We start from the raw sequence: 12626 nt of genomic DNA, 5'->3' as shown, positions 1-12626 counted from the left end.
AACGTACGCTGTCATGCTACTTGAACCGTGCCACGATATACATTTTAAAAATGAAAAAAGCATTATTTATAGACCGTGACGGCACCATACTAGTTGAGCCGAAAACGGATTTTCAAGTGGACTCATTTGAGAAATTTGAGTTTTTGCCGAAAGTTATTCGCAACCTGTATAAGATTTACACGGAGCTGGATTACGAACTGGTGATGGTGACTAACCAGGACGGACTAGGTACAGATTCATATCCGGAAGATACCTTCTGGCCTTATCAGAATAAAATGCTCGACATCCTGAAAGGGGAAGGGGTAGAGTTCGCTGATATCCTGATCGACCGAAGCTTTGAACATGAAGGTCTGGAAACCCGAAAACCAGGTATAGGCATGATGAAAAAGTACCTTGCCGGGGAGTATGACCTGGAAAATTCTTTTGTAATAGGCGATAGACTGACGGACGTACAGTTGGCTAAAAACCTGGGCGCTAAGGCCATCTTTATCGGTGAGCAGAAGGTAGAAGATGTAGCCTTGAGCACCAACGATTGGGATGAAATTTATACCTTCCTGAAGCTGCCGGCCCGCCGCGCCTCAATCAGGCGACAGACAAACGAAACCGATATTGCCATCGACCTGAACCTGGATGGTACCGGAAAAATGGACATCCATACTGGTCTCGGTTTTTTTGACCATATGCTCGAGCAGCTCGCGAAGCACGGCAAGCTAGACTTAAGCATACAGGTAAAAGGCGACCTGCACATCGACGAGCACCATACCATCGAAGACACGGGCCTAGCTTTGGGCGAGGCTTTTTTGGCGGCTTTGGGCGACAAGAAAGGCATTAGCCGCTACGGTTTTCTGCTCCCGATGGATGATGTGTTGGCTCAGGTGGCCATAGACTTTAGCGGGAGGCCCTGGACAGTGTGGGAAGCTGAATTTAAACGTGAGAAAGTGGGTGACATGCCAACAGAGATGTTCTTTCACTTCTTCAAGTCGTTTAGTGATACAGCTAAGTGTAACCTCAATGTGAAAGCTGAAGGACAGAATGAGCACCATAAAATCGAAGCGATCTTTAAGGCCTTTGCCAAAGCGATTCAAATAGCTGTGAAACGTAATCCGGGAGATAACTCTATTCCTAGTACCAAAGGCACATTGTAGAAAAACTGCCTGGAAATAAAAGGGGCTGACTGTAGATTAACAGTCAGCCCTCTTATCTGGTTGTTTAAGCGGTTGGTTGTTGTTCAGCAGGCGCGCAACCAGTCGCTGGCCGCTTCCATATCATCAAAAGTCTTGATAAAGCTTAGGTCGCCGGTGCAGTTCAGTGTTTTATCGGCAGACAGCCGGCTAAAGGCGCTACGCGAATACACCCAGGCAAAGCACTCCAGACCTGCAGCTTGCATCCTCGGCAGCCAATCTTGGCCTACCCATTTGGAGGCACCTGACCAGATCCCTTCCACATTGGTGTTGTCATTCAAAACTTTTGTACAGTTTGTTTCCAGCAGAAGCTCCAGTATTTTCTCACAGCCAGCTACCACTGTGTCGTAGTTTTGGTAGCCGCGCCAATTCACATAAAGCCAGCCCTCAACATGGTTAAATTCAACAAGAATATTGCTTTGCCTATGTAAAATTTCGTTTCTAACCAATTTCATAAAACCATCTCCAATACTTTCAGCTTTACCACGATGTGCTCCCATGGCTCATATTACAAACCAATGAAGCATCATAAAACATACTAGTTGATTAAACACTTCTCAAAAATCAGACCTAACCTGTTCAGAATTTGTAAGCAGCCCTAAGTAGCTTGCAAATAGGACATAATCGTAAGAGAGCACTTTGGTAGCTTCCTCAAAAATTCCCAAAGTTGGAAGTTGCTCTCCCAAAGCTTACTACTTTGCGATTATACTGGCAACACATGGCATTTGTTATTGGGGTTACAGATGCAGTTCATGTGGTAACATCAAAAATATATTTCTAAATAATTTGCAATCCTCAGTTTAGCCTTTACCTTTGCAGCAGAGGGTTGAGCTATTTTGACCCCTTTCAAAAAAAACATGATCCAAAATCTTCTTCATTCTGCATGGTGGTGGCACGTTACGCAAAGTCTCGTGAACAGACCCGCTATGTTGTATGTAAGAAGCTAATACAATCTATAGCCAAAGGTATAAAAGCCTGCTGTTCACCTGAACAGCAGGCTTTTTTTGTTTTTAACCCTATTCGAAAGATGACGAATTATAAAATCACGACTACACACAAGCGCCTACTGGCCGACACGCTCACGCCGGTGAGTGTATACCTGAAGCTGCGTGACCGCTTCCCAAACAGCATCCTGCTGGAGAGCTCGGATTACCACGGTGCCGAAAACAGCTTCTCTTATATCTGCTGCAGTCCTATGGCCAGCATAAAAGCTGAGAATGAAGTCCTGACTGAAGTGTTTCCAGATGGTATCACCTCAGAAACGCCCATCACCAAAGACATACATGTGCCTGCCAGGCTATCATCTTTCGCTGGTAGATTTGAGCCAGAGCAAAATAGCTTCAACTTTATCTGCAATGGTTTGTTTGGCTACATGAACTACGATGCCGTGCGCTATTATGAAGACATTGACCTAATCCTGCGAACTGACCGTCAGCAGATGCCGGACCTGTACTATGCCGTGTACCGTTACATCATTGCGATCAACCACTTCACCAACGAAGCCTATATTTTCTCGCATAGCTATGGAACTGCAGACAACGACGGTATAGCACAACTTGAAGCTTTGCTTAACAGTCGCAACATTCCGAGCTATACCTTTAAATCGGTAGGCGAGGAGGCTTGCAACATTGGCAGGGAGGCATTTTTGCAGAACATCAAACGGGCAAAAGAGCATTGTTTCCAGGGAGATGTGTTTCAGTTGGTGCTTTCCCGCCGCTTTGAGCAGGCCTTTCAGGGAGATGACTTCAACGTATACCGTGCACTTCGCTCTGTGAACCCTTCGCCATACCTGTTCTACTTCGACTATGGCAGCTTCAAGATCTTCGGTTCCTCACCGGAGGCGCAGCTGGTGATCAAGGACGGTAAAGCGAGTATTTTTCCGATTGCAGGCACTTTCCGCCGAACCGGCGATGATGCCGCCGATGCCGCTTTGGCTGAAAAACTACTGGCTGACCCGAAAGAGAATGCCGAGCATGTAATGCTGGTGGACTTGGCCCGCAACGACCTGAGCCGAAACGGACACAGTGTGGAGGTTGAGACCTTTAGAGAGATACAGTTTTACTCTCACGTTATTCACTTGGTATCCAAGGTGTCCGGTCAACTGCATGACCAAGAGAACGCGCTTCAGATGGTGGCCAGTACTTTTCCGGCCGGCACGCTTTCGGGGGCTCCCAAATATAAAGCCATGCAGTTGATCGATCGGTACGAAACCACCAACCGCTCTTTCTACGGCGGCTGCATCGGCTTCATGGATTTCAAGGGCAATTTTAACAGCGCCATCATGATCCGCTCTTTCCTGAGCAAAGACTACAAACTCTTCTACCAGGCCGGTGCCGGTATAGTGGCCGCCTCTGACGATAACAGCGAATTGCAGGAAGTGGACAATAAATTAATGGCTTTGCGCAAAGCCCTCACCTTAGCTCAGGAGATCAACTAACATGAAAGTTCTGGTAATCGACAATTACGATTCATTCACCTATAACCTCGTGCATTTGTTACAGGAACTGGGCGCTGAGGTAACCGTGCGTCGCAACGACAAGACAAGCTTAGAAGAGGTAGCGCAATTTGACAAGATCATGCTTTCGCCGGGACCCGGAATACCCGACGAGGCTGGTATGCTGAAAGAGATCATCCGGGAGTTTGGCCCTTCTAAAAGCCTTTTCGGCGTCTGCCTCGGACATCAGGCAATAGGTGAGGTATACGGGGGCAAGTTGTTTAACAGCAACGAGGTATGGCATGGCATTGCTACGCCGATTGAAGTAGTTTGCGAGGAGGAATTCCTCTTTCGTAATCTCCCAAAGCAGTTCAACACGGGCCGCTACCACTCTTGGCTAGTGGAGCAAAACTTACCCGACTGTCTGGTGCCGACAGCTGTGGATAGCACTGGCAACATTATGGCGCTGCGCCACCGGGAGCATGATGTGCGCGGCGTACAGTTCCACCCGGAATCGGTGCTGACGGAGCATGGGTGGGAGATGATCAAGAACTGGTTAACACAATAAATGTCATCTCGACAATAGGAGAGATCTGAATGATAAAGGTAGCAGATTTCTCACTGCCTTCGAAAAGACAAAAAATATCAACCATGAAAGAAATACTGAACCACTTATTTGAACATAAAACGCTGAGCCGCGAGCAGGCGCGGGAGGTGTTGAAAAACATTGCCGCTGGTAGATATAACCAAAGCCAGATCTCGAGCTTTTTGACAGTTTACATGATGCGCAGCATTACCGTGGAGGAACTGGAAGGATTTCGAAATGCCTTACTCGAACTCTGCCACCGGGTAGAACTGGACGCTTACGATCCGATAGACCTGTGTGGTACTGGCGGCGATGGCAAGGATACCTTTAACATTTCCACGCTATCTTCTTTTGTAGTAGCGGCCAATGGTATTGCCGTGGCTAAGCATGGTAACTATGGCGTGTCTTCTTCCTGCGGCTCTTCCAATGTGTTGGAGGCTTTGGGTATACAATTCACCACCGACAAAGACAAGCTAGAGCGCAGCATCGCTGAATATAACATTTGCTTTTTGCATGCCCCGCTTTTCCACCCGGCAATGAAGAGTGTCGGACCGATCCGCAAGGACTTAGGTGTGAAGACCTTCTTCAACATGCTCGGACCGATGGTGAATCCGGCCTTCCCGAAGAAACAGCTGGTGGGCGTGTTCAGTCTGGAGCTGGCCCGCATGTACGGTTACCTCTACCAACAGCAACCCGATATCCGATATAGCATCCTCCATACCTTAGACGGCTACGACGAGATCTCCCTGACGAGTCCTTTCAAAGTGATCGCCGACAGCAAAGAGCAATTGCTCGACGCCAGTGATCTGGGCCTTGGCCGTCTGGAGCACAGCCAGATCAAAGGTGGAGAAGGTATAGCCGAGTCTGCCGAGATCTTCCTGAAGGTACTGAAAGGGAAAGGCACTGCCGCCCAAACTGACGTAGTCTCTGCCAATGCCGGCATGGCCATACACTGCGCACGACCCGAAACCGCTATACCTGACGCCGTTGCTTTGGCTAAAGAAACGCTCCAATCAGGTAAGGCTTATACCTTGTTTAACAAGCTGATAAATGACAACAAGCTGGTGACAGCCTAACCATCTTCAAATTTCCAAATCTTCAAACCTGAAACAATGAACATACTTGACCAGATCATCGCCCATAAATACAAAGAAGTAGAAGAACGTAAGGCACTATACCCGGTGAAACTACTGGAGAAAAGCCTCTACTTCGAAACAACCTGTCTTTCACTGGAGCGCTACCTGTTGCGACCGGATAAAAGCGGAATCATTGCCGAGATCAAGCGCAAATCACCCTCCAAAGGCGACATCAACCCTTATGTATCGGTAGAGCGCACCTCCATTGGCTACATGCAGGCGGGAGCTTCAGCCTTGTCAATCCTCACAGATACAAATTATTTCGGAGGCAAAAACGAAGATTTGATGATCGCACGCAAGTACAACTACTGCCCGATCCTGCGCAAAGACTTTACGGTAGACGAATACCAGATCGTGGAGGCCAAGTCGATCGGTGCCGACGCCATTTTGCTGATCGCTGCCGCGCTGGAGCCGCAACGGCTGAAGCAACTGGCCGCTTTTGCCCGCTCCTTTGGGCTGGAAGTATTGTTAGAGGTGCACAATAAGCAAGAACTGGAAGCGACGCTTTGTGAGGACGTGACCATCGTGGGAGTGAACAACCGCAATCTCCAAACCTTTCAAACGGATGTTGCCTTGTCCTTGGAATTGGCGCAGCATATTCCGGCAGGTATGACCAAGGTGTCTGAAAGCGGATTGAAGTCGCCGAAAACGTTGATAGAACTTCAGGAGGCTGGGTATAATGGCTTCCTGATCGGGGAGACCTTTATGACAGACGGTCGTCCGGAGCGTGCCGCCGCAGAGTTTATTCGCGAACTGCGCCAGCTGCAACAGAACGATTCGCTAGTACAGGCCCGTGCCTAAGCCTTTTTATACTCTCTATACCTAAATGCTTTGCTAAAATGAAAGACCTGAAAATTAAAGTTTGCGGTATGCGCGACCCGGAAAACATCCGGCAAGTGGCCGCGCTGGAACCAGATTATATGGGCTTCATTTTTTATGAAGGCTCCAAGCGATACTGCGAAAACTTCATTACGCCGGAGCTTTTAACTAAGCTGCCAGACGGTATACAGAAAGTGGGGGTTTTCGTGAACGAAGCCATAGAAGTTATTCAGGAGATTGTTCAGAAATATAAATTGGATCTGGTGCAATTGCACGGTCGCGAAACGCCGGCGCAGTGCCGGGAGCTGCAGGAGGCAGGTATACGCGTGATCAAGGCCTTTTCGGTAGACGACCAATTTTCATTTGAGAACACCTTGCTCTATGAACGTTACTGCGAGTACTTCCTGTTCGATACCCGCGGCAACAACTACGGTGGCAACGGCACTGTCTTCGATTGGGAAATATTGAAAGGCTATTTATCTGATAAACCCTATTTCCTGAGCGGCGGTTTGAATCTGGACAATCTGCAGAGCAAGGAGTTTCAAAAGCTTCGCCCGAAACCCTTTGCCATTGATGTGAACAGCGGCTTTGAACTGGAGCCGGGCCAGAAGGATGTGGAGAAGCTGAATGAGTTAGTCACATTGATAAAGGAAAGAGACTAAATAAACTGTCATCTCGACGACAGGGGAGATCTGGATATAAAGTTATCAGATTTCTCCCGCTGGTCGAAATGACAAAATAAAAATATCACATGAAATACTCAGTAGACGAAAATGGATTTTATGGCAAGTTCGGCGGAGCGTATGTTCCCGAAATGCTGTACCCCAATGTGGAAGAACTGCGCCAGAATTATCTGAAGATCATGGCGGAGCCGGATTTTCAGGAGGAAATGCAGAGTTTGCTCCGGGATTATGTAGGTAGACCAACGCCGCTCTACTTTGCCAAGCGCCTTTCCGAAAAGTATAACACCAATATCTACCTCAAGCGAGAAGACCTGAACCATACCGGGGCACATAAGATCAACAACACCATTGGGCAGATCCTGCTGGCCAAACGACTGGGCAAGACCCGCATTATCGCGGAGACAGGCGCCGGTCAGCATGGTGTAGCCACGGCAACGGTTTGTGCGCTGATGAACCTCGAGTGCATCGTGTACATGGGTGAAGTAGACATTGAGCGGCAGGCCCCTAATGTAGCCCGTATGAAGATGTTAGGTGCTACGGTAGTGCCCGCCACCAGCGGCAGCCGCACGCTTAAAGACGCGACCAACGAAGCCATCCGTGACTGGATAAATAACCCCGAAGACACCTATTACATCATCGGCTCTGTAGTGGGTCCGCATCCGTACCCGGATATGGTGGCCCGTTTTCAAGCGGTAATCTCAGAGGAAATGAAGGCGCAGTTGCTGGAGAAAACCGGCAGTGAGAACCCGGATTATGTGGTGGCCTGTGTGGGCGGCGGCAGCAACGCGGCCGGTGCTTTTTACCACTATTTGGATAGGCCTGAAGTGAAACTGGTCGCTGTAGAGGCCGCAGGTTTAGGTATAGATTCAGGTGAATCTGCCGCCACTTCCGTGCTAGGCAAAGAAGGTATTATCCACGGCAGCCGCACCTTGCTGATGCAGACAGAAGACGGGCAGGTAACGGAGCCTTACTCTATTTCAGCCGGCTTGGATTACCCGGGTGTGGGACCGCTGCATGCGCACCTACACCAGTCGGGTCGAGCGATTTTTGAAAGCATTACTGATGAGGAAGCCCTAAAGGCGGTGCTTGAACTGACCCGACTCGAAGGCATTATACCTGCGCTGGAGACAGCCCATGCCTTGGCTGCGATCGGACGACTAGGAGCGAAGCCGGAAGAGGTAGTGGTGATTAACCTTTCAGGTCGCGGTGATAAAGATTTGGCAACTTACTTAGAGAGATTCAATTTAGATGGAAAATAGAATTCAGAAACTATTCGCGCAGAAGCCGCAGGCTTTACTTTCAGTCTACTTTACGGCCGGCTTCCCGAATTTAGAGGACACGGTGCCCATTATACTGGAACTCGAGAAAAACGGCGTGGACCTGATCGAAATCGGCATGCCTTTCTCGGATCCTCTGGCTGACGGCCCGACCATTCAGCAAAGCTCCGAAGTCGCCATACGCAATGGCATGACCATACCCAAGCTGTTTGAGCAGTTGAAAGATATTCGCCAGCATACCCAGATTCCGCTGGTGCTGATGGGCTATCTGAACCCGGTGATGCAGTACGGCGTGGAGCGCTTTCTGCAGAAAGCCAGCGAACTAGGTATAGACGGTTTGATTTTGCCTGATCTGCCTTTGTCCGATTATGTGCGGGAGTACAAGGCCCTGTTCGAGCAGAACGGTCTCAGTAACATTTTCCTGATCACGCCCCAGACGCCGGAACAGCGCATCCGGGAAATCGATACCCATACCGATGGCTTTATCTATATGGTGTCCTCGGCTTCGGTGACGGGTAGCACCACGGGGCAGTCGGTTGTTAATACTTCTTATTTTGAGCGGGTCAACGGCCTAGGCTTGCGCAACCCCGGTGTCATCGGTTTTGGCATTCACAATCACGAGACCTTCACACAGGCCTGTAACCACGCCAGCGGCGCAATCATCGGTAGCGCATTCATCAAAGCATTAGCCAAAGAGGGCAGCCTAACCGAAAACATCAAAACATTTATTCAGAGCATCAGACTAAAAGAAAACGCATGATCATACAATTGCAGCAAGGTATACCTGCCGAACAGAAGGAGGTTATTTTGCAGGAAGTGAAACGGGTTGGCTTCAAGGCTAACGAGGTAAAAACACAGGAAGCACATTACATCGTCGGCATCGGCAAAAAGGACTTCGATATTCGTACGCTGGGCCAGTTGCCGGGCGTGGCCGACATCCACCGCGTATCGGACGAGTACAAGCTAATCTCCCGCAAGTGGCGCGTGAATCCGACGCTGATCGACTTAGGCGATGGTGTGGTAATCGGGGAGGGAAACTTCAGCATCATGGCCGGTCCGTGTTCCATCGAGAGTGAGCGGCAGATCGAGCTGGTAGTGGAGCACCTGAAAGCCAACAATGTGAAGATCATGCGGGGCGGTGTGTTCAAGCCACGCAGTTCGCCTTATGCTTTCAGAGGGATGGGGCTGGAAGGCCTGCACATGTTCCACCAACTGTGCAGTGCAAACGGTATCAAGATCATCACCGAAGTCATGCAGGTTTCACAGATCGAAGACATGGTGGATTATGTGGATGTGTTTCAGGTAGGTGCCCGCAACAGCCAGAACTTCAATTTACTGGACTCACTGGGTGAGGCGCAAAAGCCTGTGTTGCTGAAGCGTGGTATCTCCGGTACATTGGAAGAACTGTTGCAAGCTGCCGAGTACATCTTTTCGAACGGCAATGAAAAGATCATGCTTTGTGAGCGTGGTATACGCTCTTACGAAAACGCCTACCGCAACGTGCTCGACCTAAACGCTGTGCCGGTGCTCAAAGCCAAAACCCACCTGCCTGTGATAGTTGACCCTTCGCACGGCATCGGATTGCGCGACTATGTGGAGCCGATGTCGTTGGCGGCCGTCATGGCTGGTGCCGACGGCGTGATCTATGAAACGCATCAAAAACCGGAGGAAGCTTTTTCTGATGGACAACAAACGGTGAATTTTCAGGAGTCGGAGCGTTTGATCAGAAGAATGCGACAGGCATTTGAGTTAAGGGAAAGCTTTTAATTTAGATAAGGTCGTAGGGCTGTTAAGTACTAGAGAAATATCCCCTTGGGGGGATTATAGGGGTGTAAAGCAAGTTGTGAGAAACTTTTATAAAACGTCAACACTTCTGAGATCCCCTCAAGGGTAAAGCCGTTACATTTTATTCTACCTCTTTTGTCATCCTGTAAGGATCTTAGTAGCAAGTAGCTTCTGCTTAACCTCCCTTCAACCAAGTTTCTTAACAGAATGACAGAATGTTTTAAGTTTATCATTAAGAATAAAACAGCCCTGTCCTTAAGGATAGTCCTTCATCCATGAACACAAAAAAGCCCGGTACTTTACAGCACCGGGCTTTCACTTTTAATTTGCTTTCTTATCCAGGGTTTCATCTAACCACTTGAAGAACTCGCGCTGCCATACCATGGCGTTCTGCGGCTGCAGTACCCAGTGGTTTTCGTCTGGTAGGTAGAGTAGGCGGCTCTTGATGCCTTTAAGCTGGGCCAGTTGGAAAGCCTGCAGACCTTGCTCTATACCTACCCGGAAGTCCTGTCCGCCCTGCACGATCAGGATAGGCGTGTCCCATTTGTTGGCATGCTCGATCGGGTTGAACTCCTTATAGCTTTGCGGCGACTTGGTTTCCCAGTAAGGTCCTTTCAGCTCGTTATTGGCGAAGAACATTTCTTCGGTGGTTCCATACCAGCTGCGCATGTCAAACAGACCATCGTGGGCAATAAAGGTTTTAAAACGGCCTTCGTGCAAACCGGCCAGCATAAACACGGAGTATCCGCCGTAGCTCGCGCCAATCGCACCCAATCGCTCCTTGTCTACATAAGACTCCTTGGCCACATCATCGATGGCAGACAGGTAGTCACGGATAGGCTGACCACCCCAGTCACCACTGATCTGGCGGTTCCATTCTTCACCGTGACCCGGCATACCTCTACGATTCGGAGCCACTACTATGTAACCCTGTGCTGCGATCAGCTGCAGGTTCCAGCGCATCGAGTAAAACTGTGTCAGGGCCGATTGTGGACCACCTTGGCAGTAAAGTAAAGTCGGGTATTTTTTGTTAGGGTCGAAATCCGGCGGATAGACTACCCACGAGAACAGGTCTTTGCCATCACTCGCTTTGGTGGTGCGTGGCTCCACTTTGCTCTTCGCCAGTTTGCTGTATACCTCGTCATTAATATTTGTCAGCTGCGTCAATTGACCAGACTTGGTATCCAGACGGTAAAGCTCGGGCGCATGGTTCATATCATTGCGCGACACGATCAGGTTGTTGCCTGCCTGTCCCACAATGCCGTTCACGTCGAACTGGCCTTTAGTTACTTGGCGTATACCTTTGGCCGTGAACTTATCGAGGTTTTTTGAAAGTGCGATCTCGTATACCTGAATCGTGCCTTTGGTAGGGGCTACAAACCAGATCTTACTGCCGTCGTTGCTCCACTCAAACCCGTTGATCGTTTCGTCCCAGTCTTTGGTCAGGTTGTGCTTTTTGCCAGACTTGGTATCCAGCACGATCAGTTCGTTCTGGTCGGCTTCGTTGCCGTCTTCGTCCATCGCCAACCAAGCCAGTTTAGAACCGTCGGCGCTGTAGGTAGGGTGGGTGTCGTAACCCATATTGTCCTCAGTGAGGTTGATCGTTTTTCCGTTGGCAATATCGTAGCGGTAGATGTCGGTGTTGGTGCTCACAGCGTAGTCCTTGCCAAATTTCTTCTTACTCACGTAAATGATGGCCTTACTATCCGGGCTCCAGATCACGTCTTCTTTGCCACCGAAGGGCTTTTGTGGTGCATCAAACGGCTCACCCTTCATCAGGTCGACCGGTGTGCCCAGCTGACCGTTGTTGTAGCTGGCAAAGAAGATGTGCTGAAACTTGCCGTCTTCCCACGTGTCCCAGTGGCGGTAGTTCAGGTCGTCGTACACGTAGGCGTTGGACTTCTTTAGCTCCGGGTAGAGGTCAGTGCTGTGCATTTTTTTAACTTCTACCTCACGGGAGAACAACAGGTGTTTTCCGTCCGGAGAGAAACGCACATTGCTCAGGCCACCTTCCACGTTGGTCAGTTGCTTTGGCCCGCCTTTGCCACTGGCCAGTTGCCACAACTGCCCTTTGTGCAGGTATACCATGTTGCCTGTCGCTTCGTCGATGTGCACCACGCTTTCGCCGCCTTTGGTAGAGGTCAGCTGCGTTGCTTGTCCACCTGCAACAGGTATAGCGTAGAGGTTGCGCTCGCTGTTGTTCTCTTCAACATTCGGATAGCTCACGCCATAGATCACGGATTTTCCGTCGGGAGTTATTGTTTCTGCAGAAACCCGGCCCAGCTTCCAAAGCAATTCCGGGGTCATGCGCTGTTGTGCCTGCGCCATTGTCACGGCAAACACAGCAGCCAGTATCATCATCTTTTTCATGCTCCAAAAATAACCGAAAACCTGACATTCTGAAACGACAATCGTATACCTTGTGAAAAGAATCAGGTATACGCATGGTATTACGCTGAGCGTAACCTATATTTGCAGCAATGAAAGGCACAATGGCACATCTGCACCATCATCATGCACGAAGCACTAGTTTCGGAGCCGTCTGCCTATGGATTTGATTTAGTTTACTAAAATATACTTTCCAAAGCCTGACTCCGAACAGAGTCAGGCTTTTTTTGTTTGTGATCAGGATTTATAGGATTTTAGGATTTGCAGGATTAGGGGCATTTGGAAATTTGAAGATTTAGGAATTTAGAGTTTTTGAAATGTTGCCTCGCATCAGAAT

The 12626-nt window shown here is 49.2% G+C and carries 11 protein-coding genes; 9 read left to right on the top strand and 2 right to left on the bottom strand.

Annotation, left to right across the window (positions count from 1 at the left end; translation table 11 throughout):
• The first annotated feature begins 50 nt into the window (after window positions 1-50).
• Window positions 51-1145: a bifunctional histidinol-phosphatase/imidazoleglycerol-phosphate dehydratase HisB gene (gene hisB / locus C8E01_RS11025; RefSeq protein WP_116543499.1), complete on the top strand. Its 1095-nt coding sequence runs from the start codon at window positions 51-53 to the stop codon at window positions 1143-1145.
• Between the two features lie 83 nt (window positions 1146-1228).
• On the opposite strand, the gene C8E01_RS11020 is transcribed toward hisB, so the two are convergent.
• Window positions 1229-1681 carry a hypothetical protein gene (locus tag C8E01_RS11020; protein ID WP_243409536.1) on the bottom strand — a complete coding sequence of 151 codons (453 nt, stop codon included), beginning with the start codon at window positions 1679-1681 and terminating at the stop codon, window positions 1229-1231.
• A 527-nt stretch (window positions 1682-2208) separates the two neighbouring features.
• Between C8E01_RS11020 and C8E01_RS11015 the strand changes: the two genes are divergently transcribed.
• The 8 genes from C8E01_RS11015 to C8E01_RS10980 all read left to right on the top strand — a co-directional run bounded on the left by C8E01_RS11015 (window position 2209) and on the right by C8E01_RS10980 (window position 9883).
• Entirely contained in the window at window positions 2209-3618 is a 1410-nt protein-coding gene (locus tag C8E01_RS11015) for an anthranilate synthase component I family protein (RefSeq protein ID WP_116543497.1), read from the top strand.
• 1 nt (window position 3619) lies between these two features.
• A complete protein-coding gene (locus C8E01_RS11010; protein WP_116543496.1) occupies window positions 3620-4183 on the top strand; it encodes an anthranilate synthase component II in 564 nt (187 codons plus the stop codon).
• Between the two features lie 83 nt (window positions 4184-4266).
• On the top strand, window positions 4267-5277 hold the full coding sequence (gene trpD, locus C8E01_RS11005; protein WP_116543681.1) for an anthranilate phosphoribosyltransferase: 1011 nt from the start codon (window positions 4267-4269) through the stop codon (window positions 5275-5277).
• A 36-nt stretch (window positions 5278-5313) separates the two neighbouring features.
• Window positions 5314-6138 (top strand): indole-3-glycerol phosphate synthase TrpC, encoded by an 825-nt coding sequence (trpC, locus tag C8E01_RS11000; RefSeq protein WP_116543495.1) that lies wholly within the window; start codon window positions 5314-5316, stop codon window positions 6136-6138.
• A gap of 38 nt (window positions 6139-6176) precedes the next feature.
• Entirely contained in the window at window positions 6177-6818 is a 642-nt protein-coding gene (locus C8E01_RS10995; protein WP_207774891.1) for a phosphoribosylanthranilate isomerase, read from the top strand.
• Window positions 6819-6907: 89 nt separating this feature from the next.
• Complete coding sequence (gene trpB, locus C8E01_RS10990; RefSeq protein WP_116543494.1) at window positions 6908-8098, top strand: tryptophan synthase subunit beta; 1191 nt, start codon at window positions 6908-6910, stop codon at window positions 8096-8098.
• Window positions 8088-8876 (top strand): tryptophan synthase subunit alpha, encoded by a 789-nt coding sequence (gene trpA / locus C8E01_RS10985; protein ID WP_116543493.1) that lies wholly within the window; start codon window positions 8088-8090, stop codon window positions 8874-8876. Before trpB ends, trpA begins: the two co-directional genes overlap by 11 nt.
• A complete protein-coding gene (locus C8E01_RS10980) occupies window positions 8873-9883 on the top strand; it encodes a bifunctional 3-deoxy-7-phosphoheptulonate synthase/chorismate mutase (RefSeq protein WP_116543492.1) in 1011 nt (336 codons plus the stop codon). The genes trpA and C8E01_RS10980 overlap by 4 nt, the downstream gene beginning before the upstream one ends.
• 339 nt (window positions 9884-10222) lie before the next feature.
• Here C8E01_RS10980 and C8E01_RS10975 read toward each other — a convergent pair whose 3' ends face one another.
• Entirely contained in the window at window positions 10223-12271 is a 2049-nt protein-coding gene (locus C8E01_RS10975; protein ID WP_116543491.1) for a S9 family peptidase, read from the bottom strand.
• Between the last annotated feature and the right edge of the window lie 355 nt (window positions 12272-12626).

The sequence above is a fragment of the Pontibacter virosus genome (assembly GCF_003096355.1).
Taxonomy (GTDB): domain Bacteria; phylum Bacteroidota; class Bacteroidia; order Cytophagales; family Hymenobacteraceae; genus Pontibacter; species Pontibacter virosus.
This window is presented reverse-complemented; position numbering and strand designations above follow the sequence as displayed.